This window comes from Kitasatospora sp. NPDC004723 (genome assembly GCF_040609255.1).
Lineage (GTDB): Bacteria > Actinomycetota > Actinomycetes > Streptomycetales > Streptomycetaceae > Kitasatospora.
The window spans coordinates 1-24,863 of record NZ_JBEXJT010000068.1; the positions used below are offsets into that span (position 1 = coordinate 1).

Annotated in this window: 33 protein-coding genes; 18 read left to right on the forward strand and 15 right to left on the reverse strand. The window is 72.5% G+C overall.

Features of this window, described 5'->3' with window-relative positions:
- The 5 genes from ABZW10_RS36350 to ABZW10_RS36370 all read right to left on the reverse strand — a co-directional run.
- Positions 1-1,103, reverse strand: a 1,103-nt coding sequence (locus ABZW10_RS36350; protein WP_355375192.1) for a tyrosine-type recombinase/integrase, incomplete at its 3' end; no start/stop codon positions are given.
- Complete coding sequence (locus ABZW10_RS36355) at positions 1,100-1,405, reverse strand: DUF6225 family protein (RefSeq protein ID WP_355375195.1); 306 nt, start codon at positions 1,403-1,405, stop codon at positions 1,100-1,102. The genes ABZW10_RS36350 and ABZW10_RS36355, both read right to left, overlap by 4 nt.
- Entirely contained in the window at positions 1,402-1,713 is a 312-nt protein-coding gene (locus ABZW10_RS36360) for a hypothetical protein (protein ID WP_355375198.1), read from the reverse strand. The genes ABZW10_RS36355 and ABZW10_RS36360 overlap by 4 nt, the downstream gene beginning before the upstream one ends.
- Positions 1,710-2,114 carry a hypothetical protein gene (locus ABZW10_RS36365; RefSeq protein ID WP_355375201.1) on the reverse strand — a complete coding sequence of 135 codons (405 nt, stop codon included), beginning with the start codon at positions 2,112-2,114 and terminating at the stop codon, positions 1,710-1,712. Before ABZW10_RS36365 ends, ABZW10_RS36360 begins: the two co-directional genes overlap by 4 nt.
- On the reverse strand, positions 2,111-2,488 hold the full coding sequence (locus ABZW10_RS36370) for a hypothetical protein (protein ID WP_355375204.1): 378 nt from the start codon (positions 2,486-2,488) through the stop codon (positions 2,111-2,113). Before ABZW10_RS36370 ends, ABZW10_RS36365 begins: the two co-directional genes overlap by 4 nt.
- A gap of 105 nt (positions 2,489-2,593) precedes the next feature.
- Between ABZW10_RS36370 and ABZW10_RS36375 the strand changes: the two genes are divergently transcribed.
- Positions 2,594-3,007 carry a hypothetical protein gene (locus ABZW10_RS36375; RefSeq protein WP_355375207.1) on the forward strand — a complete coding sequence of 138 codons (414 nt, stop codon included), beginning with the start codon at positions 2,594-2,596 and terminating at the stop codon, positions 3,005-3,007.
- 530 nt (positions 3,008-3,537) lie between these two features.
- Positions 3,538-3,738, forward strand: coding sequence for a hypothetical protein (locus tag ABZW10_RS36380; RefSeq protein WP_355375210.1), 201 nt, complete (start codon positions 3,538-3,540; stop codon positions 3,736-3,738).
- Positions 3,739-4,369: 631 nt separating this feature from the next.
- On the opposite strand, the gene ABZW10_RS36385 is transcribed toward ABZW10_RS36380, so the two are convergent.
- The 4 genes from ABZW10_RS36385 to ABZW10_RS36400 all read right to left on the reverse strand — a co-directional run bounded on the left by ABZW10_RS36385 (position 4,370) and on the right by ABZW10_RS36400 (position 7,268).
- Entirely contained in the window at positions 4,370-4,891 is a 522-nt protein-coding gene (locus ABZW10_RS36385) for a hypothetical protein (RefSeq protein ID WP_355375213.1), read from the reverse strand.
- Positions 4,892-5,077: 186 nt separating this feature from the next.
- A complete protein-coding gene (locus ABZW10_RS36390) occupies positions 5,078-5,719 on the reverse strand; it encodes a hypothetical protein (protein ID WP_355375216.1) in 642 nt (213 codons plus the stop codon).
- 179 nt (positions 5,720-5,898) lie between these two features.
- A complete protein-coding gene (locus tag ABZW10_RS36395) occupies positions 5,899-6,378 on the reverse strand; it encodes a nucleoside 2-deoxyribosyltransferase domain-containing protein (RefSeq protein WP_355375219.1) in 480 nt (159 codons plus the stop codon).
- 188 nt (positions 6,379-6,566) lie between these two features.
- Positions 6,567-7,268: a hypothetical protein gene (locus ABZW10_RS36400; RefSeq protein ID WP_355375222.1), complete on the reverse strand. Its 702-nt coding sequence runs from the start codon at positions 7,266-7,268 to the stop codon at positions 6,567-6,569.
- A 266-nt stretch (positions 7,269-7,534) separates the two neighbouring features.
- Between ABZW10_RS36400 and ABZW10_RS36405 the strand changes: the two genes are divergently transcribed.
- Positions 7,535-8,509: a hypothetical protein gene (locus ABZW10_RS36405; RefSeq protein ID WP_355375225.1), complete on the forward strand. Its 975-nt coding sequence runs from the start codon at positions 7,535-7,537 to the stop codon at positions 8,507-8,509.
- A 132-nt stretch (positions 8,510-8,641) separates the two neighbouring features.
- Here the strand turns inward: ABZW10_RS36405 and ABZW10_RS36410 are convergent, their stop codons facing one another.
- From ABZW10_RS36410 to ABZW10_RS36435, 6 genes are all read right to left on the reverse strand, one after another.
- Positions 8,642-8,950 carry a hypothetical protein gene (locus tag ABZW10_RS36410; RefSeq protein ID WP_355375228.1) on the reverse strand — a complete coding sequence of 103 codons (309 nt, stop codon included), beginning with the start codon at positions 8,948-8,950 and terminating at the stop codon, positions 8,642-8,644.
- Positions 8,947-9,837: a ParA family protein gene (locus ABZW10_RS36415; protein WP_355375232.1), complete on the reverse strand. Its 891-nt coding sequence runs from the start codon at positions 9,835-9,837 to the stop codon at positions 8,947-8,949. The genes ABZW10_RS36410 and ABZW10_RS36415 overlap by 4 nt, the downstream gene beginning before the upstream one ends.
- 778 nt (positions 9,838-10,615) lie before the next feature.
- Positions 10,616-12,355 carry an ATP-binding protein gene (locus ABZW10_RS36420; protein WP_355375235.1) on the reverse strand — a complete coding sequence of 580 codons (1,740 nt, stop codon included), beginning with the start codon at positions 12,353-12,355 and terminating at the stop codon, positions 10,616-10,618.
- Positions 12,352-13,368 carry a bifunctional DNA primase/polymerase gene (locus ABZW10_RS36425; protein ID WP_355375238.1) on the reverse strand — a complete coding sequence of 339 codons (1,017 nt, stop codon included), beginning with the start codon at positions 13,366-13,368 and terminating at the stop codon, positions 12,352-12,354. The genes ABZW10_RS36420 and ABZW10_RS36425 overlap by 4 nt, the downstream gene beginning before the upstream one ends.
- 169 nt (positions 13,369-13,537) lie before the next feature.
- A complete protein-coding gene (locus ABZW10_RS36430; protein ID WP_355375241.1) occupies positions 13,538-13,855 on the reverse strand; it encodes a hypothetical protein in 318 nt (105 codons plus the stop codon).
- Positions 13,852-14,613 carry a GntR family transcriptional regulator gene (locus ABZW10_RS36435; protein WP_355375244.1) on the reverse strand — a complete coding sequence of 254 codons (762 nt, stop codon included), beginning with the start codon at positions 14,611-14,613 and terminating at the stop codon, positions 13,852-13,854. Before ABZW10_RS36435 ends, ABZW10_RS36430 begins: the two co-directional genes overlap by 4 nt.
- A gap of 307 nt (positions 14,614-14,920) precedes the next feature.
- Here ABZW10_RS36435 and ABZW10_RS36440 point away from each other — a divergent pair, with 307 nt between their 5' ends.
- The 15 genes from ABZW10_RS36440 to ABZW10_RS36510 all read left to right on the forward strand — a co-directional run bounded on the left by ABZW10_RS36440 (position 14,921) and on the right by ABZW10_RS36510 (position 24,779).
- On the forward strand, positions 14,921-15,214 hold the full coding sequence (locus tag ABZW10_RS36440) for a hypothetical protein (RefSeq protein ID WP_355375246.1): 294 nt from the start codon (positions 14,921-14,923) through the stop codon (positions 15,212-15,214).
- Entirely contained in the window at positions 15,211-15,459 is a 249-nt protein-coding gene (locus ABZW10_RS36445) for a hypothetical protein (protein ID WP_355375249.1), read from the forward strand. Before ABZW10_RS36440 ends, ABZW10_RS36445 begins: the two co-directional genes overlap by 4 nt.
- Entirely contained in the window at positions 15,456-15,653 is a 198-nt protein-coding gene (locus tag ABZW10_RS36450; RefSeq protein ID WP_355375252.1) for a hypothetical protein, read from the forward strand. The genes ABZW10_RS36445 and ABZW10_RS36450 overlap by 4 nt, the downstream gene beginning before the upstream one ends.
- Entirely contained in the window at positions 15,650-16,012 is a 363-nt protein-coding gene (locus ABZW10_RS36455) for a hypothetical protein (RefSeq protein ID WP_355375254.1), read from the forward strand. The genes ABZW10_RS36450 and ABZW10_RS36455 overlap by 4 nt, the downstream gene beginning before the upstream one ends.
- Positions 16,009-17,346: a hypothetical protein gene (locus ABZW10_RS36460; RefSeq protein WP_355375257.1), complete on the forward strand. Its 1,338-nt coding sequence runs from the start codon at positions 16,009-16,011 to the stop codon at positions 17,344-17,346. Before ABZW10_RS36455 ends, ABZW10_RS36460 begins: the two co-directional genes overlap by 4 nt.
- Positions 17,343-17,726, forward strand: coding sequence for an RRQRL motif-containing zinc-binding protein (locus ABZW10_RS36465; protein WP_355375260.1), 384 nt, complete (start codon positions 17,343-17,345; stop codon positions 17,724-17,726). The genes ABZW10_RS36460 and ABZW10_RS36465 overlap by 4 nt, the downstream gene beginning before the upstream one ends.
- A 105-nt stretch (positions 17,727-17,831) precedes the next feature.
- The gene (locus tag ABZW10_RS36470) at positions 17,832-20,198 is read left to right on the forward strand and encodes an FtsK/SpoIIIE domain-containing protein (RefSeq protein WP_355375263.1); all 2,367 of its coding nucleotides are present in this window, start codon (positions 17,832-17,834) and stop codon (positions 20,196-20,198) included.
- Between the two features lie 202 nt (positions 20,199-20,400).
- Entirely contained in the window at positions 20,401-20,967 is a 567-nt protein-coding gene (locus tag ABZW10_RS36475) for a hypothetical protein (RefSeq protein ID WP_355375266.1), read from the forward strand.
- A 9-nt stretch (positions 20,968-20,976) separates the two neighbouring features.
- The gene (locus tag ABZW10_RS36480; protein WP_355375269.1) at positions 20,977-21,819 is read left to right on the forward strand and encodes a hypothetical protein; all 843 of its coding nucleotides are present in this window, start codon (positions 20,977-20,979) and stop codon (positions 21,817-21,819) included.
- A 114-nt stretch (positions 21,820-21,933) separates the two neighbouring features.
- Positions 21,934-22,131 carry a hypothetical protein gene (locus tag ABZW10_RS36485; protein ID WP_355375272.1) on the forward strand — a complete coding sequence of 66 codons (198 nt, stop codon included), beginning with the start codon at positions 21,934-21,936 and terminating at the stop codon, positions 22,129-22,131.
- 61 nt (positions 22,132-22,192) lie between these two features.
- Positions 22,193-22,621 carry an NUDIX hydrolase gene (locus tag ABZW10_RS36490; protein ID WP_355375275.1) on the forward strand — a complete coding sequence of 143 codons (429 nt, stop codon included), beginning with the start codon at positions 22,193-22,195 and terminating at the stop codon, positions 22,619-22,621.
- Positions 22,622-23,009: 388 nt separating this feature from the next.
- Positions 23,010-23,321 (forward strand): hypothetical protein, encoded by a 312-nt coding sequence (locus ABZW10_RS36495; RefSeq protein ID WP_355375277.1) that lies wholly within the window; start codon positions 23,010-23,012, stop codon positions 23,319-23,321.
- Between the two features lie 112 nt (positions 23,322-23,433).
- Positions 23,434-24,213, forward strand: coding sequence for a DUF4097 family beta strand repeat-containing protein (locus ABZW10_RS36500; protein ID WP_355375280.1), 780 nt, complete (start codon positions 23,434-23,436; stop codon positions 24,211-24,213).
- A 78-nt stretch (positions 24,214-24,291) separates the two neighbouring features.
- A complete protein-coding gene (locus tag ABZW10_RS36505; RefSeq protein WP_355375282.1) occupies positions 24,292-24,534 on the forward strand; it encodes a hypothetical protein in 243 nt (80 codons plus the stop codon).
- A gap of 68 nt (positions 24,535-24,602) precedes the next feature.
- A complete protein-coding gene (locus ABZW10_RS36510; protein ID WP_355375284.1) occupies positions 24,603-24,779 on the forward strand; it encodes a hypothetical protein in 177 nt (58 codons plus the stop codon).
- Positions 24,780-24,863: the final 84 nt, after the last annotated feature.

A 24,863-nucleotide genomic window follows, 5' to 3' on the forward strand; every position in this document is an offset into this window, starting at 1 on the left:
AGCACGCCCGGGTCGTCGGCGTCGACCAGGTCGCCGTCGGCGTCGGCGAGGTGGTCGGCGAGCCGGGCCGCCAGGCCGTGTCCGGGGTGCCGCTCCAGCCGGTGGCGCCGGCGGTTGTACCGCTGGGTGGTGCGCGGGTCCTTGTGGTCGGCCGCGTCCTGGACGTCCTCCAGCTTGTCGCCGGCCTCCAGCGCGTCGGTGATGCCGTCGCCCCGCAGCACGTGCGGGTGGATCGTGCCGGCCTGCGGCAGACCGGCCCGCTTCGCCAGGCGCCGCAGCAGCTTCCACACCTCCGGCTCCCTCAGCCGGGCGCCGCTCCTGGTGACGAACAGCGGGCCGGAGGTCCGGCCGTCGAGGTAGTCCTGCAGGGCGTGCCAGACCATCGGCGGCACCGGCTTCGCCTTCCACTTGCCGCCCTTGACCTTGATCCTCAGCACGTGGTGGCCACGGTCGTAGCCGAGGTGCTCGACGTCGGCGGCGAGCAACGAGTTGACGCGCAGGAACAGCACGTACAGGCACAGCACGAGCGCGTAGGCGCGCTCCGACCTCGCGCGGGCGGCCTGGAGAAGGAGCAGGTTCTGCTCGGGGGTGAGGCCCTCGGTGGCGGAGTAGTCCGGGTCGATCGCCGGGCGCAGGACGTCGGCGAACGGGTCGCCGGCCTTCAGCGCCTTCGTCTTCACCGCGTACCGGTAGAAGGAGCCGTTCGCGGAGAACACGTTCGCGCGGGCCGCCTCCGAGTACGGCGCGCCGGTCGGCGTCATCTGCCCGTAGGCGCCGCCGCGGACCCGGACCAGGGTCGGCGCGGTCTCCAGGTGCCGGGCGAAGGCGTCCGCGAGCGCGGCCTCGACAGCCAGCGGATGGCGGCCGCGCCGGTGGCAGTACCGGCTCCACACCCGGAAGTGCCGGGCGTAGGTACGGCGGGTGTTCGGCGAGCGGTAGTGGGCGATCCAGGCGCCGGCGAGGTCGGGCAGCGGGTCGTCCTCGCCCCACTCGGCCTCCAGGTCCTCGCGCAGCAGCCGCGCCTCCTCGGGCCAGTCGTCGCGGGGGTCGAGCGGGACGGCGGGCACCACGGTGCCCGCCGTCCGCAGCGCCGGGCCGCTCACCGCTTCCCCGGCATCCGCTCGCCCTCGCGCAGCTCCCACGCCCCGGTGGGCCGGTCCACGACCAGGGTGAGGTGCCGGTCGATCTCGTCTCCGCGCTCGCCGCCCCACTGCTTGACGAGGAACTCGGTGTCGGTGATCACCCACTCGTCGTCGAAGGTGTCGCCGAGCGGGGCGGGGCGGCCGTCGTCCGGCACCGCCAGGGAGATCGGCATGTCGTCGGGCAGCCCGGCCAGGGCCTCACGCAGCCGCCCGACGGTCCAGGCGTCGGCGGTGTGGTGGTACGTCTCGGATCGCTCGGTCACCGGGTGTTCCTTCCAGGTCCGCAGTCGTCGGGCGGGCACGGCACACCGGGCAGGTCCCAGATCAATCTGCCCTGTACGTCATGACCGATCCGGACGTAGGTGGGGCCGCCGCGGTCCCGCTCGGCCTGCGCGAGCAGGGCCCGTGCCGCCTCGACGATCACCGGGTCGGAGACCTCGACCCGCTGGGTGAGCAGGCCATCGGACTCCCAATCGCCGAGCAGCCTGTCGACGATCGAGGCGGACATCGCCCAGGTGAACAACCCTGGCTCGGAATAGTCGCGGGCGACCGCGAAGTCGATCTCGGTCACGGGGCGTCCTTCCGGGTCGGGTCCGTGGTGTCGACGCGGTGGCCAGCGGCCCGCAGGCCCCGCACGATGGCCCGGGCACGCTCCTGGGCGGCCTCGTACGCAGCGGCGCTGTCCCCGGTCGGGTCGACGGCGTCCTGACGGCCGGTACGCACCGCCTCCTCCAGCGCGTCGAAGACCACCAGGCGCGCCTCGGTGTCGGTGAGCGGGCCGCCGCGCCGGTACTCACCGACCCGCCGGCGTGCCACCGCCAGGCGGGCCTGGGCCCGGGCCAGCTCGGTTTCGGCCTCGGCCTGGCGGGCCTCCAGGTACCGGTGGGCCGCCTGCCTGGCGGTCCACAGGTCCTCCTCCGCCCCGTCCTTCTCTGCGACCACGGCGTCGGCCGTCGGGGAGGTCGTCGTCATCGGCGGGCCCCCGTCCGGTGGGAGTAGTCGGGGATGTCGTAGCCGTCGGCGACCAGGCCGCGCCGCACGGACTCGGCGCGCTCGGTGGCGGTCTCGTACTCCTCGCGGGTGGCCTTGCCGTCGATGGCGGCGCTGCCGACCTTCACGGCCTGGTCCTGGACGGTGCCGAAGACGATGAGCGCCTCGTTCTCCGACAGCCGGTCACCGTCCTCGACCTGGCGGCGGCGGGCCTCGGCGGTCTCGACCGCCGCCATCGCCACGCGCACGGCAGCGCGGGCCTGGTCCAGCTCGTGCTGGAAGTAGTCGGTGGTGGCCTCGCGCGCGTTCTCGGCGTCGCGGGCGGATTCTGCGGCGCTGGGCCGCTTCGTCGTCATGCCCGGAGCCTATCGGCAAAAGGGAAGGATAACGGTCATTATCCTTCCCTTCTTTTCGTTGCCTTCGTCCGAGTGACCCGGCCGTCCCGGGATCGTTCACCGGGCATGCCCGACCACCCAGCCGACCGGATCGAGGCGGCGGTCGCCGCACTCGCCCGCTGTACCCACGACGTCCTGGCGGCGGCGCTCGACCACCCGCTGCCGCCGGCCTGCGCAACGTCCGTCCAGAAGAACCTGGCCGCCCTGCACGGCCTGCTGCGGCGCAACGCCCCCGCCCCTGCCGCCGAAGGCTCCGGCCCGCCCTGCATCTGGTGCGGCAAGCCTGTCCCCCGCACCGGCAAGCGGGGGCCGAGCCCGCAATACTGCGCCAACGGCTGCAAGACACGCGCCTTCGAGGCCCGCCGCGAGCGCCGCCGCACGGCCGCCGCTCTCGGTCTGCTGAGCAAGGCCGGACCCATTGAGCACGGCATCTGGAGCGGCCTCGGCGACCCTCCCACCGACCGGCAGCCAAACAACTAGTCAGCAAGCCAGCTAGCCAACTGGCCCCCAAGTCACACCGGGTGCCGGTGTACCGGCACCCGGTGTGCGTGGCGCCCTTCTTTAAAGAACCGGGTGAAAGAACCTCCCTCCCGGGCGGGCGGGCGGGATGCTGGGATTGTGGCCAGGACTCCGAAGCGGCGGTGCGGCGGCTGCGGGACGGAACTGCCCCCGGGCAGCCGCCCGACCCGCCGGTACTGCTCGGCGGCGTGCCGCACCCGCGTCTGGCGAGTGGCGAGGGCCAGAACAGCCGCGATCGACGCCGGCGGCGAGGCCTACCGGGCGCTGCTCGAAGGCCGGCCCCACCCCTGGCCGCAGTCGCGCTGCCCGGAGTGCGGCAGCACCTGGTACGGCCCGGACACCCCCTGGCCGCGCCGGAAACGGTCCGACGCGAAGGTCTGCTCACCCCGGTGCCGGACCCGGGCCTGGCGCCGTCGCGTTCAAGAGGCGTCACGCGGTGACGCCTTGCCGTGACGGCAACCAGAGCGCCTAAGACCCGGGATCATGGTCGGATGACGCCTCCAGCCCGCCGCCCGCTCGGACTGCCGACCGGGCCCTCCGCCGCCGTCCCCCTAGCCCCCGCAGCCGCCCGCCCGGCCTGGCCGCTGCTGCCCGCCGGGCCGCTCCCGGCTGTCGACAGCGAGGACCAGCCCGTCGCCGAGCCACCCGCCCCAGGCGCACGTCGGCCGTTGTGGAGCGGTCCGCGCGACTGACTCAGGCCGGTGTCCCGCAAGTCAGCGCACTCCCGCGACTGGCGAGCCTGTTCGGCGGCTCGGTGAGCACGGGCCCCACCAACGTTGGTGGCCCTAGCGCCCTCCCCTCACCAACGTTGGTGGATCCTTCCGGCAGGCCGCCTCCAACGCTGGTGGGGCCCGTGCTCACCGGCTTTCAACTAGCCAGCTTGTCAGCGAGCCCCTGAACAGGGCCGCCACGGGCCTGGAGGCCGCGTTGACGGGCCTGCAAGGCGGCTCCGGCCCGTGCCTGCCCCTCCCCGTTCCCTGGCCCCTAGCACGGCCATCTGGCCAACGCGGGGCGAGAGCACCTGACGTAGCTCCCGACGTGGCTCCTGACTCAACTCCTGACGCCGCTCCCCCACCGCCTCCCTCGGTCGGGCATCGGTGCAGGTAGGGGCCGGTTCCGGCCCCGCCGGAAATTCCGACATCCCTGTTCTGGCCCTGCTTGGTGTGGTGGGGCGGGGCCGATCGGGATGGGCGGGCCTGCGGCGCCGGTCCTGCGGCGCGGCGCGCCTGGACGGGCTCGGCCCGGTGGCGGCGCTCCGTCCTGCCGCGCGGGGAGCCACCCGAAGCGGGGGGCGGCCCGCGAGCCACACCGCCGTCGCCGTCGTCAGGTCCGGGGCATCGCCGCGGCGAACCGCTGATGGGCGGTCTGCCGGGTGACCCGGGCGGCGTCGCCGATGTCCTTCCAGCTCGCCTGCCCGGCCCGTGCGGCCTTGACCGCGTCGAACATCTTCGCCCGGCCCATCCGCTCGACCTGGTCGGCGGCTCGGACACCCGCGAGGGGCCGCTCGTCGGCGAGCTCCTGCAGGCGGCGCCGCAGCTGCGTGATCAGCCGCAGGATGTCCTCGGGGACCTGGTCGCCGGCGACGTGGGCGAGGTGCTGCTCCCACGTCGTGTACCAGTCCGAGCCGGGTCCGTCCGTCACGGCCTGGCTGGTGAAGTCGAGCGCGACCATCTCCCGCCCGCGCCAGCCGCACGAGCAGCTCGCCCGGCCGGCGACCGCCCGGGCCCGGCCGTCCCGGCCGTCGTGCCGGTCCCACGGGCCGTCCAGCTCCGCGCCGCTGCCCGCCAGCGCCAGCAGCTCGCCGACGTGCTCCTCCAGCACGTCCGCCGCCATGTCCCGCTCCATGCCAACACCTCCTGACAGACGCCCCGCGGCGTCAAGAACCCCTGACACTACCCGGAGTCGTCAACGATCCTGACACTCGCTCGTGCGTGTCAGGAATCACTGACGACAGGGTGGGGTGTCAGGAGTTCCTGGCACAGCCACCGGGCGCCGTCGTGTCGGCGTCCGGTGGACCCGCTGGCCGCCGGGCTATCCGGCCGCCGCGACCAGGTCGAGGCCGGCCCCGGCGTAGTGGGCCGGGTCCCGGACCGGGATCGGCCCGGCGCCGAGCACACCGCAGACCTCCGCGAGGGTGACCTCGTCGTAACCCCGCTCGGCGAGGCGGCGCCCGGTCAGCTCGGTGGAGGCGTGCCGGGGCAGGTGGTCGCGGGAGCGGGCGAGGAACTCCAGCTCGCCCAGCACCGCGGTGACCGCCCGGGTCGTGGCGCGGGCCCGCTCGCCGTTCTCCGTCAGCGCGTCCGCCAGGGCGTCCCAGCGGTCCGCGTAGGGGCCGCTCGGCGCCGGCCAGCCGGGCTCGCCCGGCGCGGGGACGTCGACCCCGTACCGGGCCCACAGCCCGAACTCGGTGGTGAGCAGGTCGACGCGGATGTCGCCCAGCTCCGAGCAGCGCATCCGCAGCCGCAGCGCCTCGGCCACGCCCGCGACGACCAGCGCCCAGGCGTCCTCGTCCAGCACCACCTCCCGCCGGGAGGTCAGCCGCCGCGGCCGCGTCCGGTACCAGCCGACGATCGCCTCCGCCCACGGCCAGGCGTCGGTGTACGGGTGCCTGCCGCCGTGCGCGGCCGCGTACCCCTCGGCGTGCTCCTGCAGCTCGGTGTCCGGGTTCCACATCGCGGTGCCGCCTTCCCTCGGAGGTGTACCGGGCAGTCTGCCCGGTCCCGGGCCCGCGTACGAGCCGCCACCGGGGTCCGGGTTTCCGGGCTCCGGTGGCCGTGGCGTCCTTTCAAAGGACCTGGTGAAAGAAACCCTCCCTCCCCGGCCGGGGAGGGAGGACACAAGCAGGCGTCCGGCTACGGCAGGTCCGCCAGGCGGATCACCTCGGCGGCCAGGCCGTCGAGCGAGGCCGCCACCGGCAGGCCGGGCCGGGCGAGCCGGGCCTGCTCGACGACGTCCAGGCGGCGGGGGTAGTGCGGGTGGGCGCCGAGCGCGATCCGCCGGGCGGGGTTGTCGAGCGCGGCGCCGAGCTCCAGGAGCGCGATCGGCTGGACGGTCTCCGCCGCGAACCAGAACGCGGTGACCACGGCGGGCAGGTGGAGGTGGTGGTGCTCCCAGGCGATCTGCGCCGGGGCCGCCGACGGGTCGCCGATCGGGAAATCGGCCCGGCGCGGGTTGAGCACCACCAGGCCCTCGGCGAGCAGCTCCTCGGCGAGGACAGCCTGCCAGTCCCAGCAGCCGGTGATGCCGCCGGCGAGGAACACCGCGCGCGGGTCGCCGGCGGCCGGGACGTAGTAGTCGGGGGCTTCGAAGTAGCGGGTGGTCGTCACTGTCATGCCCGGAGGATGCGCGCCCCCGCGGGCCGGTACGCCCGTTTCCCGTTGCCTCCTGCGATGGGGGTTAGGGGGTAACAGGAAGGATGTAGGTAAAGAAAGGGGTTCCCCCAGCGGAACCCAGCGGGTTCCCCCGGGGGAACCCATCTGACCCCGCCTGGTGGGTTCCCCCGGGGGAACCCACCCGCCTCCTACTCGCCTCCCCGGCCGGTGCGGGTGGTCAGCCTGGCCAGCTGCGAGGGCCTGCCCTTCGGGGTCCTGCGGACCTCGTCCCAGTCGATGCCGGGGTGGGCGAGCAGCACCTCCAGATCGCCCTGGCGGAACAGCGCCACCGCCGGGACCTCGCGCCGGCGCTGCCAGCCGGAGCGCACCCAGGTGACCGGCTCGACCCAGCCCGAGCGCACCAGGTGCGCGAAGTCCGCCTCGCGCACCCGCAGGTAGCCGGCCGCCTGCACACGGGTGTACAGCCGCCCGGACTCCACCGCCCGCTCCAGCACGGCCCGGTCGGCGAAGGTCTCCAGCGCCCGGCCGCAGTACAGCGCGTGGCCCTTGTACTCGCCGACCACCGGGATCACATCGGTGCGGGCCAGCTCGATCAGCACGCCCGCCTCCAACTCCATCCCGAAGCGGGCGCCGAGCAGGCCGGCCGCCCGCTCCGCGCCGACGTCCGGCAACGCGCCCAGCGCCGCGATCTGCGCCCGGCGCCCCATCACCTCCTCCACCACCGCCACCGACCAGCGACCGCCCCCGGCGTCCGGCTCCGGCACCAGCCCCGCCCGCCGGGCCCGCTCGAACTGCCACAGCGACACCCCCAACCGATCCGGGAACTGCACCGGGCCGAACGTCCCCGCCCGCTTCGACCCCGACTTCCGCTTCACCTGCTGCTCACCCATCACGCCTGCCTCACCGCGACGAAATCAGATGGAACATCCGCATTTGCGACCCGACCATAAACCCCGAAAAGCAACCACGCAACCACCCCAGAACATGCTCTGACCTGCGCTTTTATGAGGCGGATTATCTAGCATGATTGGCCGCAAAGCCGCTTGCTAGCTCGCCAGCTCGCCAGCAAGCGGCCGGAACCCCATCCACCCGTGCAGGTGACAACCGGCACGCCGAGGGGTGCGCGCCCGGCGGCCTATCTCGCATCATTGCTCTCATGGGGATGCCGACGGTGCAGTACACGGTGGCGGTGACGAAGGAGCGGCTGCGGCTCCTCGACCTGGTGGCCACGATGGCGGCCGGTGAGGAGCATGCCTGGCTCGCCGAGCAGCGCAGGGAACACCTCGGACTGAGGGGCGGGAAACTCGCCCAGGCCCGGCGGGCGACGCGCGAGCTGCTGGCCGAGCGGCGGGAGGCCGGCCTGCTCGCCGGAAGCCGGGACTGGCTGCTGGTGCCCGGGGTCCGCGCCGAGCTGGCGGCCCGGGGGTGGAACCGCGACTGGCCTCCGATCCCGCCGGGGGCGCTGGCCGCCGGCCGACGGTGGGGCACCGACCCCGGCAGGTACAAGAACGCACACGACGACGGCGAGACCCGCTTCCTCGGCCGGCTCGGCGTCCGCCTGCCCGCTCCGCTCGGCGAGCAGCTGCAGCGCGGCTGCTACTGGCACAACGCCGAGATCGAGAAGCAGCTCCAGGACTGGGCCGACAAGTGGGGTGACGGGCCCGAGGTCATCCTGCGCCAGTCCGCCCGCGAGAACGGCGGCGGGGTCACCGTCCTCGCCGGGATGGCTGCGGCCCTGGCCTCCCTCCACAGCCCGTCCCTCGACGACCTCGCCGAGCGCGGCAAGTTGCGCGCCCAGGTCGTGACCACCGGCGACATCGTGCGCGCCGCCGTCGACCACGCCCTGGCCGCCGCCCCCGAGCGGGCCCGCCGCGAGCGCACCCGGCTGCGGGCCGACGCCGCCCAGGCCCGGCGCGACGTCGCCCTCGCCCAGCGGCGCCTCGAACAGGCTCAGGAAGAGCTGAAGCTCGCCGAGCGCGAAGGCCGGTCCAAGGACGCCGCCAACGCCCAGGACGACATCCTGCACTGGACCACCATCGCCGCCCGGGTCCGCTTCCACGCCGACCAGCTCACCGACGCCGCCGACCGCGTGCACGACCTGCTCACCCAGCTCACTGCCGCCAGCCGCTGAACCCCCGCCTCCCTCACCGCGGAGAAGGGGCCGGCGGCCGGCCAATCTCGCGAGATAACCCGGGAAGCGCGGTCGAGAGAACGCGGGGCTTGCTGGCGAGCTGGCTCACCAGCAAGCCCCGCGATCCCCTGGTCAGAGGCCCGGCTTGTGCTTCGCCACCCAGTCGGCGATGGCCTGCTCCAGTCCGTCTCTCATCTCGATGCCCTCAGCGACACAGGCGACCTTGAACGCGCGGTGCAGGTCCCGGGAGAGGTACGAGCCGAACGGCACCCTCTCCTCCCCCGCCTTCTTGCTCCGCACGGAGGACCGGGCCACCTTCTTCCCGGCCGGCGAGGCGCTGGGCGGCGCCGCCGGGTCGATGTTCGCGTCGCCGGCCTTCTGCAGCCCACCGGCGCCCTGCTGGTTCGCCGCCGCGATGGCGTCCTTCAGCATCTTGCTCACGCCGCCTCCAGTCCTCGGTCGAGCAGTTCCTCGTACGCCGTCTCCAGCTTGCGCGCGTACCGGCCGGTGGCCGCCGTGATCGGCGCGCAGGCCGTACGGCACTCCTCGCGCACCGCGTGGTTGTGCAGCTGGGTCTCCAGCAGGTGGTCGGCGAAGTCGGCCACGATCCGCTCCTCCCAGTGCTTATGGACCTCTCGGTACTCGCTCTCCCTGGGCACGATCGACCGGTACACCCCGGCGATCTGCAGGCCGGGGTTCGGGCCGCCGGGCGCGTTCTGGAACTTGATGGTCTGCAGGGCGTCAACCGCGCCGTCGTGACCATCGGCGGTCAGCGTCGCGGGGATGAAGACCTTGTGGGCGGCGAGCAGGCCGGTGGCGGCGAGCTTTCCGCCGGGCCGCGGGGGGAGGTCGAGGACCAGGAGGTCGACGCCCAGGCGCTCCAGGCCGACGACCGCGCGGGCCAGGCGCGGCTCGAACATCACCGCGTCGGTCTCCCGGCGGCCGAGGGCCCGCTCGGCCGGCAGCACCAGGACGTTCTCCGGCCAGTGCAGACCGGCGGGCACGAGGACCTGGTCGACGAGCTCCGCCGGGTCGCCGGGCGGCTCCTCCGCCTCCGGGTCGACGTACAACAGATCGTTCAACGAGAACGCCAGCTCCTTCACCCCCAACTCCTTCGTCAGGGTGAAGCGCGGGTCGAGGTCACCGCCCGCGACCACCAGCCCCCGCTTCGCGGCCACCGCGATCAGCCCGGCCGCCGTCGAGGTCTTCCCCACACCCCCCTTCCCGCTGAACATCGCGCACACCACCGTCACGTCGACTCCCTCTCCATCGCCTGCTACTGCCAGCTGGCCAGCATGCCAGCTAGCTGCCCGGCCAGCCCGCCGCATCGCCGAACGTGGGACAGGAAGTGCCGGGCCACTGTAGAGGGACCGCGCGGCGTCTGCCCTCCGACCAAGCCACCCGGAGCGGGGGGTCGCTTGCGATGGCTGGGGCAGTCCCCCGGGTGACCCGTGATCGTCACGATCCGTAGAAGACCCGGGCCGGAGTCGAGTGACGCAGTGACGCAGTGACGCACTTTTCCCCTACTCCTCTGCCTCTCTCTCCTCTTCTCCTCACTTCAACAGAGAGGAGGGGGCAAAGTGCGTCACTGCGTCACTCAGAATCACCAAAAAGCGGACACGCAGCAGGTAGGAGGTAGTGACGCACTCAGTGACGCACTCGGAAAAGTGCGTCACTAGTGACGCTCTCGGAGGGCTTAGTGACGCACTTTCGGGAGTGCGTCACTGAGAGCGTCACTAGTGCGTCACTCACGCAGGGTGATGGTCGGCGGGTGCCTATACCCTGGCGGCCCGTCAGTGCGGCGGTTCGGCGTCGAGGAGGACCCGGTGAACGGCTTCACCCAGTGGTTGCAGCAGTTTCGGCGGGTCAACGGCGCGATCGGGGACCTGGCGCGGGACGCGGCCCGCGATCCCGAGTGGCCCAAGGACGGGGACCGTCTACCGCGAGTACCTGCAGGAGGTCGCCGGCCTGGACGACGACGCACCGGCCATGCTCGCGCTGGAGTCGGCCTGGGAGACCTGGCTTCAGCAGAGCTGAACCGGGCCCGGACATGCCGAAGGCCCGCGGGTGCCGGAGCACGGGCGGGTTCGGCGGAGGCGCTGTGCGCTACTCCAGCGGCGGCTGGCGGTGGCCGGACGGCTGCTGGCCGGGCGAGCGCGGGACGTAGCGGATCTTGATGACACGGCCGCCGGGGCCGGTCCTGACGCGGGTGACGTCCACGCCGAGCTTGTCGAGGTCGGACGCGACCCGGTTGATCTTCCCGGACAGCACGCCGGCGGTGCGCGGCCAGCCCTCGGGGATCATCCCGGGCAAGGAGGAGGTCAGCTTCTCCAGCAGCTCGGCGGCCGGGCCCTCCCACTCGTGGACGCCGGTGACCGGGTCGGGCGTCTCGGCCTTGATGAACTGCAGGAGCTTGGTGGCCACCGTGTTGGACTCCACCACCTCCTCGGCCAGCTCGATCCGCTCGTTGAGGTAGTCCTGCAGGATGCTGCTGCGCTGGCCGCTGACCTTGTCGAGCGAGGCCATGATCAGGCCGTAGTCGGCCATGCGGGGCAGCGGGATCTCCCCGCGGTCGGCCTGCTCGCGGATCTCCGGCAGCGCGCCGAGGACCTTGACGATCAGGTTCAGCAGCGCGCCGAGGATGCGCGGCTGGGCGGCGTCGTACGCCTCCCACAGCGCGGTCTCGGTCCGGCGCTGGGTGATCCGGTGCAGGCCTACCGGGATCATGCGGTCGGCGAGGTCGCCGCGCAGGGCGCCGACGTCGATGCCGTTGACGATCAGCACCCGGCGGAACTCCTGGACGGTGACGTCGGAGTCCGAGTACAGGGTGCGCTTGAGGTGGGCGTCGCCGGTCGCGGCCCGGCACATCGCGTCGGACAGCCACTCCGGGATGCGGCTCAGGTTGTCCAGGCCGACGACCCAGGAGCCGACCGCCGCGGTCGACCAGTCGTCCAGCTCCTTCGGCGCGGAGCGGGCCGGCGCGCCGCTCGGGTCGAGCAGCTTGACCAGCATCTTGGTCGCGGTGCTCTTCGCGGTGCCCTGCTCGCCGCTCAAGAACACGATCGGGTGCGGGATGTTCGGGATCATGCCGGTGACCAGCCAGGACACCAGCAGCGGCCATGACTGGTCGGTGACGTTCAGCAGCTCGCGCAGCTCGTTCAGCGAGCCGCCTTGGGTCGGGATCGGCAGCGGCTGGGTGAGCTGGGAGCGGCGGAAGCGCGGGTGCTTGTCGGAGGCGGCCTCCACCCGCCAGCCGTGCCGGGTGACGATGACGACCTGGCCGTCCGCGCGGCCGAGGTCGATGGCGAAGCCGTCCTCGGGTCGCTTGCCGAGCGGGGCGACCCGCAAGTACAGATCGACCGGGTCGCTGGCCTGGGCCATGCCCTCGATCGTGGTCATCGCGTCGGCCAGGCCGGAGTTGCTGGCCGCCTTGCCGTTGGCCTCGTAGTAGATCCGGGCCAGCTCAGAGCGCAGGCTGATCCGCCCGCCGCGCAGCAGCCGGGTGATCCGGGGCCCGTAGCCCGGGCGCGGCAGGGCGAACGCCTCGCCGGCCTGGGCGTTGCCGAACTCGTACCGGGCCACGGCCATGCGGATCAGCTGGTCCGCCTGGCTCTCCGGCCGACCGCCGCGCGAGGACTCCGCCGCGGCCCGCCGGGCCTGCTCGGCCTCGGCGGCCTTGCGCTGCTGGAACGCCCGGAACTCGAAGACCTCGGCCTCGGAGGCGTTCTCCAGCCACTGCTCGGCCTCGGTCTTCTTCTTCCGCTCCCGCTTGAACGCCTCGAAGACGTCCGCCGGCACCTCCGTGGATGCCGGGGCCTGCACGGGGATCTCCACGTCGGTGCTCATGCCGCACCGCCGGCCTTGGCCTGGCGGGCCCGGTCGTCCATGTGGCGGGGGCGGCCGATCCCGGCCCGCAGGCCACGGGTGACGGTCCGCTGGATCTCGCCGAGGTAGCCGCGCGGGTTCTGCGTGCTGCAGATCCGGGCAGCCTCGGCGACGGCGACCAGCTCGCGCTCGGCGAGCGCCAGGTCGAGCAGCCCGGCGCCGACCAGCTGCCCGGCACGGTACGCGGCCAGGTTCAGCCGCTGGGTGCGGCCGGTCTGCGGGCGCATCGCCTGCAGCTCCGCCAGCTCGGAGGCGAAGATGCCCGCCGCCCACCGCTGTTCGCGGGTGGTGCCGACCAGCCGAGTCAGGTCCCGCAGCCGGGCGACCGCCCCGGCCCGGCCGGGAGCCTCCCCCGCTTCGGGTGGCTCAACGGTGGACGTGACCAGGGTCAGCATCCAGTCCGGCAGGACCGCCGGGGTCGTGAGGGAACCGGCCAGGGTGTAGGCCGCGCCCTCGACCACCGAGCCGATCCCGACGATGTACCCGCCGGCGGCCCGCACGTCGATGCACCAGGCCACGGTGCCGGCGGAGTTGCGCACCGCGGTCCCGGCCGGGGCGGTGTAGATCAGGTGGAGGCCACCGCTGCAGGTGCGTACTGCCATCGTGGGAGTGATCGGCTCACCGGCCGTGGTGGCCAAGTGGCGGAGCATCGACAGCCCGTCCGTCACCCCGGCGGTGACCAGCTCCTCTGGCGGAGTGACACCGTCCTTGGGAACGTCGAGGTCGATGGCCACCAGCGAGCTGGGCCCACAGGCCACACCGATGTTGAACGGAGCGCGACCCCAGGTCCGGGAGATCAGCTCCGGGTCGAGGGTGGCCCGCTCTTCCCACGCCGACCACCTGGGCTCCTTGCAGCCGACAAGCAGGGGGTGGACGGCCATCCCCTGTCCGGCGTACCGGAGGGCACTGGCGAGCAGGAATGGCCGAAGGTCACCCGTGCTGACCCGAGGGTGAGCTAGCGGTGACGGTGTCATTTCTCGTACGCTCAACGGTGAGCGCACCTCCCAACTGATCTGGTAGCTCGTTGGCCGAGTGGTCGCTCGGCTGTTCTTTCGGAGGCCCGCCCCCCTGCCAGGGGGCGGGCTTCCGGCTTTTTGGGACCCATCCTGCCGTTAGGCAGGCGCTGAGAGGCCCAAGCGGTGATCACTTCCCGCTGTGCGGGATCTTGGCTCCTGCTATCTCGGAGGCGACGTTGGAGGCCGTTGCGACCAGGTGGTCGAGTGCATCGGGTGCTCCATGGATGTCAGGGAGAGAAAGGACGGAGGCTACCTTCTCGTATGCGATGACGAGACGACTCCTAGTTGCCCGAGCCGGGGCAATCGCGGTCCTGATGCCGAGAGTGCTCAGTTCGGAGAGCTCGGAGAGGTTCGAGGCGGCGCTGATCTCAGCAGGAGAGGGGACCCAGAGGCCGGCCTGGTACTCCTGGACAAGCGCCTCCAGCTCGGCGGTGAGCGGGGTCATCGAGGAGTCTCCTCAGGGGCGGCGTACGAGTAGGACAGGGTGTGGCGGGGCGGGATGCAGGATTCCCCGTACTCAACGAGCACGGTGTCGTCCTCGCGCTGGGTGGTCCACAGCCAGGTGACGGCACCGACACCGGTCCCGGTGGGCAGGCCTAGGGCGCTGGACTCCCGTGCGTCACTCCCGCGGGAGTGCATGAAGTCCTCGCCATGGGCGATCGGCCCGAGAGCCTGCTCCAGCCCGGCGACCCGGGTGCCGATGCTGCTGGACGCGGTGGACAGGAGCTCAGGCACAGTGTTCGCCAGGCCGCCGTCGTGCCACGTCACAGTGAGGGCTCGGATGGACTTTTCCTCTACCGTCACGAACTCCCTGCGGATCACCTGGGCGCCGTGGTCGAGGCCGAACAGCTCTGCCACGTACGGGGGAGCGATGACGAGCTCGGCAGCGGTGACCCGGTGGTGCTCACCGTTGGCGTCGAGGCTCCCCGTGCGCCGGTAGCGGTCGAGTCGGTCCTTGGGGGAGGTGGCCTTCGCGCCGAGGCCAGCCACGAACGAGCCGCGAGGGCTGGTGTAGATCAGTCCCTCGACCTGGAGCTGGGCAATGGCCTTGGCCGCTGTGGCGCGTGCGATCCCCCACTCGCGTTCGATTTCGGCGACGGTGGGCAGCTTGGCGCCTTCAGCGAGGTCGCCGTCTTGAATCTGGCGTCGGAAATGGGCGGTGACCTGCATGAACGCGGGCACCGGCTTCTCGATTCGGGGCATTGGTTCTGTCCTTTAGTCGGTGGTCTGTGCCCTAGTAGGCGCCAGCGTACTAGAACACGAACAGAATCGCGCTAGCCGGGGGGCGTGTCGAGCGTGGCGTTCTAGAACATGAACTCATTCTAGCGTGGACGCTTGCGCATGTACTAGAACGCCTCTATGTTCATCTATCAGAACAGCCCGTGAGGGACTGCAGAGAGGCCCAGGAAGGGCCTTATTTGCCGTGCCCAAAAGGGAAAGCCCCGGCGCGTCACCGCCGGGGCTAGAGGGAGCCGTTCACTGCCGTTCTGCTGGAAGGAGCACGACCCCCATGGAGATCATCGTCGCCGGTCAGCGCGTCGTTACCGCGCTGGACCTGATCGAGGCCGCGGGCTTGTCGCCCGCCACGGCCTTCGAGCCCGAGAACACCGAGGCGGTCCTCGCCGCGCGCTACGACGCGATGTCGGACTTCCTCGACGACCTGGTTGACACCGCCGACGCGGACGACGAGGACGCCCAGCTCGACATCGCGCACTACCGCCAGCTGCTGAGGCGGATGCCGGCCCCGTTCCGCACCCGCGACGGCCTGTTCCGGCGCCCGGCCTGGACGGGAGCCGCCGCGTGAACCGCCGCCCGCTGATCGACCCGCGCCTGGTCGCGCTGCTGCTGCCGGTCCTGCCGCTGCTGTGGACCCGGATCCGGACCCTGCTGATGATCGGCGGCGGCCTCCTGGTCCTGGGCGTGCGGCTCACCCTCCCCCAGACCCTGGCCTTGCTCCTGGTCGCCGGCACCGTCCTCCTGATGGAGGCCCTCGCCGCGATCCCCCAGACCACCCCGCCCCGTACCCCGGCCGCCGGCGGTGCCCGGTGAAGTACTTCGGCGTCCTCGACGGCCTGCTGCTGATCGCCGCGATCTACCTCGGCGTCCGCACCTGGCAGCACGGCGAGACCTGGCAGAACGCCGGCATCCACGGCCTGGTCGTCTACGGCCTGGGCTACGGCGCGCTGCGCTACCTGACCTTCACCAAGACCGGCACCACCAAGACGAAGGGCCGCGCGAAGTGAGCATCCAGACCTTCACCCGGACCACCGCCGTCCGGCTCGGCGACCGGGTCCTCGGCATCATCGCCTTCCCCTACAGGGCCGCCGCCGCGCTCGCCGGCATCGGCACCGCCTCCCTCGCGGCCCCGATCCAGACCAGCGGGCAGGAGACCACCTGGGTGCTGCTCGTCGCGGGCCTCGCCGCCGCCGACATCACCCAGTTCGCCGTCCGCCGGCACCGGGGCGGGGAGGAGTGCGACTCCACCCTCGACCACGCCGAGCGGTGCAGCGGCTGCTGGGACTACCTGTACGGGGTCGCCCACCTGCCCGCCACCGAGGCCGACGACGCCCCGCTCTACGCCGAGACGGAGGTCGGCCGGTGAGCGAGGAGTACCGCTCCTGGGAGGAGCGCGAGGCCACGGCCGCCAAGGACCGCGCCGCCGCCGACGCGCTGAAGCAGAAGAGCGCCACCGACCAGGCCGCCGCCGCCGTCGAGCTGCAGGGAGCCAAGGCGGCCACCGCGACCAAGACGATGCGCGAGCAGCTCGCGCAGGCCAAGCTGCAGCAGCAGCTCGACGAGCAGGCCGAGCAGGCGAAGGACGCGGGCAAGGCCCGCCAGAACGCCCGCGTCGAGGCCCGCGCCGAGGCCGGCACCGACTTCAAGCGCATGGTGAAGGTGTTCGTCGCGGTCTGCATGGCCGCCGCGCTGCCCGCCCAGTTCAAGTACTTCCTCGGCCTGCACAAGGCGGGCGAGGTGACCGGCGGCACCGCGTGGCTGCTGGGCCCGCTGCCGATCGTGCTGGAGCTGGCGGCCTGGGTCGCCGTCTACGGCACCTCGTGGGCCGGACGCAAGGGCATGTCGAAGGTGCCGTTCTGGGCGCTGACCGCCGCGCTCAGCGGGTTCGCCGCCTGGGTGAACTACCGGCACGGCACCGCCGAGTACGGCTCGATCGCCGGGACCGCGCTCGCCGCCGCCTCCTTCGCGGGCCCGCTGATGTGGGAACTGGCGGAGTGGCTCGACGGCATGGCCGCCGTCGAGACCCGCACCCGCGAGCAGCGCGCCGCCGACAAGGCCGCCGCCGCCGAGCAGAAGGCCGCAGCGAAGGCGAAGGCCGAGCACGACGCCAAGCGGCAGGCGGCCGACCCGGCGGTCTGGGAGCGGTTCCAGATGATCCTGATCGCCCACCCGCTCGGGGCGGTCGACGAGGAGACGGCCTGGCGCCAGGCGTGGGACGACGTCCACCGCGCGCCGCTGGGCGTCACCGCCCAGACCTACGCCCGCCGGGTCGACGCGGAGCGCGCGCTGGAGTCGGTGATGGGTGACGAGCGCAGCGTCTACCGGGAGCTCGACGCGTGGCTCGGAGACGTCCTGCGCACCGCCGGCGACGACGGGGAGAGCGGCGGCGGAGTCCTCGCCCCGCCCGCCCCGAAGGGCCCCTCTCCCGCGCCCTCCGAGGGGGCCGCCGAGACCGCAAAAACCCTTGGGGGGAAAGGGCTCCAGGCACTTCGCAGCGGCCTGCAGAAGGGCCGCCGGGAGCGCACCGAGAAGCCCCTCTCCGAGGAGCACCTGCGGATGGTCCGCGACTACGCCGAGTTGGTCGGCAAGGACGGGCGCACCATCTCCACCCGGATGGTCCGTGACGTGATCGGCGGCGGCGAGAACGGCTACATCTCCCGCCTCACCCGCCAGGTCAAGGACGAGCGGGGCGAGAAGTGAGCGCGCCGCACCACCTCGACCCCGCGGGGGAGCGCCACGGCGGGATGCCGACCTGGGCCTGGGGCACCGCTCCCGGTCACCTCGCCACCCGCGACCAGCTGCGGGCGCTGGGCCTGCAGCCGGGCCCGCAGCCGGTGGCCGGCCAGCTGCGCTGGAACAGCCGCAAGGCCCGCTGGGCCGGGGGCGTGCGGGAGGCCTACCTCTACCGGATCGACCTGGCGGTGCCGATCGGCCCGTTCACCGAGGCCCGGGCCCGGGGCCTGGCGGCCGCGATGCGCGCCCGCCGGACCTGCCCGACCTGCCGCACCGAGCAGCCGTACGTGATCTCCACCCGGCTCGGCGAGTGCACCGCCTGCGCGGACGGCCTCGCCGCCGCCTGATCCACCAGCACCACGCACTACCGCGGGGCCGGTCTCAACCGACCAAAGCAGCGGCCGGCCCCGCGCTCCTCCGAGACCCAGACGATCCCTGAGGGAGTCACCATCATGACGGACATGCCGATCGGGCCCGCCACCTCCGGCCCCGACGACGACCCGAACCAGGCCAAGATCGACCTGCACAAGTACCTCGACCCCCAGTCGATGCGCGACATCGAGGCGGCGATGCGCGAGGCCGCCGCCCTCACCGGCCCGGGCCACGCCGGAGCCACCATCGGGACCCTGCCCGAGCCGACCGCGCAGCCGGTCGTCGGCTTCATCGAGTCGCAGCGCGGCGACGACGACGAGCCGCTCGGCTGGTGGCAGCAGGAGATGCGCTCGGTCATGCCGACGGCGTTCGCCGACCCCGAGACCGCCCGGCGCACCCTGCTCCAGGCCCGGGCGGTGGCATGGAACCGGACGAAATTCCACGGCCTGCGGACCCCGGTCTACCTGGCCCGCGCCACCTGGGTGGCGATGTACGGGGCCTGGGCGCTGGGCGGCACCGCCGTGCACTACCTGTTCGCCGGCGAGTACACCGAGGCGGTCGGCACCGCCCGCCGGGAGCGCAACGACGCCCTGGTGGAGACCCTGCGCGACGCCCGCTCGAAGAAGATCAACGAGCGGTTCCGCTCGAAGCGGGCCGTCGTCGGCCTCGCCGCCGGCGGGGTCTACGTCACCGCGCTGCTGGTCACCGCCACGCTCGGCGAGTGGATCGTCGCCGGACCGCTGACCATGGCGCTCGCCGGGCTGTGCGGGGTGGCCGGCTACCGGGCCCGCCGCACGCAGGCCGCCGAGGCCGGCGAGGTCTTCACCCTGCTCGACGACCGGGACCAGGAGCAGCAGCAGGAGCTGACCGACGAGCGCCTGGTGAACGCGCTGCGGGCGGTCGGCATCCTGAAGAAGGACGAGACGGTGCGGCCGGTCGGCCTGGTCGGCCGGGAGAGGTCGGGTGAGACCACCGCCGAGATCGCCACGGTGGACCTGCCCGCCGGCGGGACCGCGAAGAAGTGCGCGGCGATGCTCGACGAGATCGCCAGCGCGCTGGGCATCGACCAGGTCCAGCTCGACATCCAGCAGGCGGGGCCGGCCAACCGCGTGTCTTTCTGGGTGGCCGACCGCGACCCGTTCGCCTCCTCGCGTCGTTCGCCGCTGCTGGAGCTGAAGGGCGTCCTGGACGCCTGGCGGGACGGCATCCCAGTCGCGTTCACCAAGCGCGGCGCCGCGATCCGGGTGAAGATCAAGGACTCGTCGTTCCTGATCGGCGGCATGACCCGGGCGGGCAAGGGGATCGCCATCATGAGCCTGGTCCTGGGCGCGCTGTTCGACCCGCGCATCAAGGTGCGGTTCTTCGACGGAAAGGAAAGTGGGGAGTACAACAGGTTGGCGCCCATGCTGAACACCTTCGTGAAGGGCGACCCGCGCCGCCTGGTGCAGTTCCTGGCGGTCGAGGTCGCCGAGATGAAGCGCCGGATGCACCTGCTCGGAAAGATGGGCAAGGCGAAGCTCAGCCCGGAAATCCTGGAGAAACTTGGCGGCCTGGAATTGGTCATCGTCGACGAATTCGCCGCGTATACCGACCTGGAGGCCATCAAGCTCTACCTGGCCGAGGTCAAGGACGAGGACACCAAGGCGGAGGACCTGCGCGACGCCATCATCGGCTCGTTCAACCTGCTCAGCAGCCAGGGCGCGGCGGGCGGCATCATCCTGGTCCTGTCGACCCAGATGCCGGAGGTCGCGATCATTCCGTCGCGGCTGCGGAGCAATGTCACCAGCAAATGGGCGATGCGCACGGAATCCGCCCAGCACTCCAACAACATTCTCGGCGGCGGAATGTCGGGCACCGCGAACGCGGCGCTCATTCCGCTGGAGCAGCGCGGCCGGGGAATTCTGATGACGCCGGACATCGGCATCGTCGAGAACCGCTCCTATTTCATCGACGACGAGGTTGGCGAGGTCGAGCAGATCGCCAGGGTGGCCTACGAGGTGCGGCGTGCGGCCGGTGCGCTGCCCGGCGACGTCGAGGACCAGGTCGAGGAGGAGCTGTACCGGCTGACCCGGGCCTCCTCGGTGGCCGGTGGCATCGGTGAGGACGTCGGCATCATCGTCCGTGGCCGCAAGGCCGGGGTGAGCGGGATCCTGGCCGCGATCCTCGCCGCGTTCGAGAAGGCCGGCAACCCGGACCGGATGACCCGCGACGACCTGGTCGCCGCGCTGGTGGCCGCCGACCCGCAGCAGTGGGGCCACCTGCCCCAGGACACGCCGTCGAAGACCGGCACGGTGCTGAAGAAGGCGATCGACGAGCAGCTGGCGGCCGACGCGCTCACCGAGTCGCGGATGCCGCGCGAGCTGTCCTCCAAGGAGTGGACGGCCGGCGGCAAGGGCCGCGGCTACCTCCTCGCCGACGTCCGCGCCGCTGCCGGAATTGCCGGATAAGTCCACCCGCGACGGGGGCACGACGGCCCGCGTCGTCGCAGGTCAGAGCCTGCGACGCCCCCGCGACGGCAGGCGCCGAGCCTGCGATGCCGTCGTGCCCCCGTCCCCCGCGTCGTGGCACCCGTCGTGCCTCTGACCTGCACCGTCGTAGCGCATCGCGGGCCCATCTCGGCCCCCAAACCATGACAAAGAGGGCAGTGAAATGACCGGCGTCTACCAGCCGCAGACGATCGTCCCGACCCCCGTCCAGACCCCCGTTCAGCCGTTCGCGGTGCCGGCGGTGCCCGTGGCGCCGGTTCTGCAGCAGTACGTGATCACCGACGCCTCGGGGCAGCAGGTGATCGTCACCGGCACTGCCCAGGCGGTCGGCCAGCCGCTGGCGGCCGGGTACCAGGCGGTCCCGGCGCCGCCGGCGGTCGCGGCAGCCGCGCCGGTCGACCCGGTGGTCCCGGTGTGGATGATCCGGGCGGCGATCGGCGCCTTGGTCCTGGGCGCGGGGGCGTTCGGGGTGCAGTTCCTCGCCGGTGCCCTGGAGCACCTGGTCCACGCGCTCGGCGAGCTGATCCGGCTCCTGGTGGTCCTCGTCGCGATCCTGCTCGGCGGCGGCACCGGGGTGTGGGTGCTGAAGACGGTGCTCTCCGACCGGGCCGCCGGCACGGGGCGGGGCGCGGGTGAGCAGGGCGCGGGGGTCGTGCAGAGCGTCACCACCAACGTGGCCGTCTCGCTGGTCAACCAGGTCTCCGGTCGCCGCGGCCGCAACAACGCCTAGGAGGTCGTCATGTCCCTGTTCTTCTGGCTCAGCCCGGGGCGGCTGCTCAACGAGGTCAAGCTGTACGGGCCGCTCGCGGTCGACGGTGCGCTGGTCGCCTGCACGACGTGTGGCGACCCCGGGCAGACCGGCCGGGGCCACGTCCTGCGGCGCGGCTCGGCGGAGATGCGGTGCGGGGCGAAGGGGCACCGCTTCACGCACCCCGGGATCACCGGCGAGGCGGCCGCGGAGGTCGGCCGGCACCCGAAGGGGCCGTTCGCGGTGACGGTGGCCGAGGGTGTCACGGTCACCGGCTCGACCACCCTCGCCGGGGTCTTCGGCGGAACGGCGGGCGCCGGCCGCGAGCGCCGCGGCAAGATGACCGGCGGCATCGCGGCCGCGCAGGCCGGGGCCGCCGAGCCGGCCGAGGGGCGCCGGCGCCGGGGCGGCAAGCAGAAGGCCAGCGGCGGGGGCCCGGGGCTCGCCGGGGTCCTGGCCGCCGGCCTGGGCACCGTCAACGCCACCGTCGGCGTCGTCGGCCAGGGCGCGCGCACCGTCAGCGAGGTCGCGAAGGTGGCGAACACCACGGTCTCCGCCGTCCGCGACGGCACCGGCATGCTCGCCAAGGCCCAGGTCGCGGCCTACCACCAGCAGGCCGACGCCCGCGCGGCCGCCGAGGCCGCCGCCAAGCGCCAGCACGAGAGCGCGCTGCAGGCCGCCAAGCTCGCCGACAAGGCCGCCGACCGCGACCACCAGAGCGCGCTGCAGGCGGCGCAGGCCGCGCGCACCAGCCCCCAGGCCGCTCGCCGGAAGGCCGCGGGCAAGGCCGGCGGTTCCGCCTCCACCCGCGCCGCCCTGCGCAAGCGCCGCTGACCCGCACCCGGCGACGGGCGGACCGTCCCCGCGGACCGCCCCCCGCTTCGGGTGGCTCCTTCGCCGCCCAGGACCCGAGCATCTGCACCCACCCGCACCGCAGAGGAGAGACCCGTGTTCAACGCCGGAGACAAGGTCGAGATCATCGCCTGCGCCGACGACCCCCGCGCCATCGGCCGCACCGGCCGGATCGTCGACGAGGTCCCGCCCGTCCCCGGGGGCCTGACCCAGGGCCGCTGGACCGTCAACGGGATCGCCTGGCACATCGCCCCCGTCCTGTGCCACACGAGTGAGCTGCGAAAGATCGGCTGACCTGCGAACTAGCCAGCCAGCCAGCAAGCCAACAAGCCAACGGTCATCGAGGAGAACTCTCGTGAGCAAGATCGTCGAGAAGATTCGCTACACCGCAGACGTCGTCTGCTTCAAGGACGACTCCGTCCTGCTGATCGAGCGCAAGTGGGACCCGTACCAGGGCCGGTTCGCACTGCCCGGCGGGCACGTCGACCCGGGTGAGACCTCGCTGGCCGCAGCCGTGAGGGAACTCGAAGAGGAAACCGGCCTCGCCGTCCTGGCCGGCGACCTGGTGCTCGTGGGCGTGTACGACACCCCGGACAGGGACCCGCGCGGCCGGTACGTCAGCGCGGCCTACGCGGTGGAGGCACCCGAGGGCACCACGGCGGAGGCCGGGGACGACGCCGCGAAGGTGAAGTGGGTGAGGGTCGAGGACCTGCCGCCGCTGGCGTTCGACCACACCGGGATCGTGGCCGACGCCTGGCGACAGCACCGGGCCCGCCAGGGCTGACCGCCCACCGTCGTGCCGCTCGGCCAGGCGCGCTCCGGCAGGGGCAGCGTCTGGCCGGCGGCAGGCGGGCGGGCCGCGCCCGGCGCCGGCCGGGAGGCCCGCCAAGGGCCGAGCGGACGGCGACGGTGAACGCGCGGCCCGCACAAACGGTCAGCCGGGGGTGCCGGGCGCGGACGCGCCCGTCCGCTTTCCCACCCTCCCCCGGAGGCCGCGATCTGGCCTCACCCCCTCTGACCTGCGCAACAGCAGGCAAGCCAGCAAGCCGACAAGCCAGCAAGCCAGCAAGCCAGGAGATGCAGACTTGCAGAATGCATTGACTAGACATGCATAGGAAGAGTCTGCATACTGGAGTCATCGGGGGAACACCCCCCGGGAACGGAGAAGCGAGATGGGTCTGAACTGGGGGCCGAGGACCGGCCACTACAGCACCACCGCGACCACCCGCCTGGCGCTGCGGATGCGGATCGCCGGCCTGGAGAGCAACCAGCTGACCGCCCGCCTCATCCACGTGATGCAGGGCCAGGCCCTCGCCCCCGCGCAGAAGACCTTCACCGCCGACGAGGCCGGCGAGCTGGCGGGCCTGATCGGCAGGGCCGCCCGCCGGATGTGGTGGGCGCCGGGATGGCGGATGGTGGCCTACCTCATCGCGAGCGACGCGCACCTCGCGTGGTGCGAGGAGCGCGACTGGGTCGTCGACTGACGGAGCAGCACCAGGACGGGGGCGGCTAGCTGGCAAGCCAGATAGCGAGTTTGCCAGCTAGCCCTCTGGCCAGCAGAGACACACACCACTCGTACGACCGGGAGCCGAGACCATGAGCACGAAGACGACCGTCACCGCCGCCCTCACCCCGCACCTCGACCTCGACCTGCCGACGGGCCTGGCCCGCGTCACGGTCGACCCCGCGGCGACCGTGGCCACCGTCACCATCAGCACCGCGGACGACGAGGGTCCCGCCGCCGACGCGGTCCGGGCTACGCGGCACCAGGAGAACGCGGACCAGTTGACGGTGACGGTCCCCGCGGTTCAGGGCGGCGACGTCATGATCACCGGGGAGAACATCGTGATCCAGCACATCGGCAGGGTGGTGGCGGGCACGACCATCACCGGCATGGTGGTCAAGGGGAACGGCAACGTGGTGATCGGCGGCAGCGTCCGGACCGGTCGTTCCACCAGCCCCGTGGTGGCCGACATCGTGCTGCCGCCCAACGGAGCACTGCGATTCCGCACGCTGATCGCCGACCTGACGGCGAAGGGCGCCCTGCTCGGGCTCACGGTCGACTCGAAGGCCGGCGACATCCGGGTCGAGTCCGTGGAGATCCTCGCGGTCGAGACCCGCGCCGGCGACATCCGGGCCGACCGGGTCGGCGACAGCGTCCAGGTGACGACCTCCACCGGGGACGTCGACATCCGCGCCTACGAGGGCGGTCTGGGCCAGATCACCAGCCGCACGGGTGACGTGACGGTCCGCGCGATGCCCCGCTCCAGCGGCCTGCTCGACATCTCCACCGTCACCGGCGACATCGAGGTCGGCGGGGCCAGGCACCTCCAGCTCCGCACCCGGACCCGCATCGGCGACGTCCGGGACCGCTGAGAGGCCGTCCATCGGGCAGACTGCGGGTCTGCATACCGCATGGATGCAGACCACAGCCCAACAGCCCGAGGAGCAGACATGGCACGACCCGACGAGACGACCAGAGAGGCCGGTCGCCAGCGTATCGAGGCGCTGCGGAAGGCCCGCGACGAGGCGCACGAGAAGGCCGACAAGGCCAAGGCGGAGGCGGACGCGGAGATGTGGCGGGCGATCGACGCCCTGATCGCCGAGGGCCAGGTCCTCCAGTCGGACGCCGCCGCCGCCACCGGCTACACCCGCGACCACGTCGCCAAGCAGACCGCCCGACACCGCGTCGCCTGATGGTGAGGGTCCGCCGGAAATCGCCGGCGGGCCCTCGTTCTGCGGGCAAACCCGCTAGATAAAACGAGGTGACCATGAGCCAGGCCGAGCAGATCACCGACGGCAACGGCGACGTCTGGAGGCCGGCGCCGAGCCCGGCCCGGGGCGGCGAGCCGACCTACTACAACTCGACGGGCGCGGACAACTGGGCCCTGACCCCCACCGAGATCCAGCAGCACTACGGCACCGCCGGCGACCCCGAGTAGGGCACCCCGGAAAAATGCAGACTCACAGCATGCATTGACTGGACATGCATAGTGAAAGTCTGCATACTGGAGTCATCGGGGGAA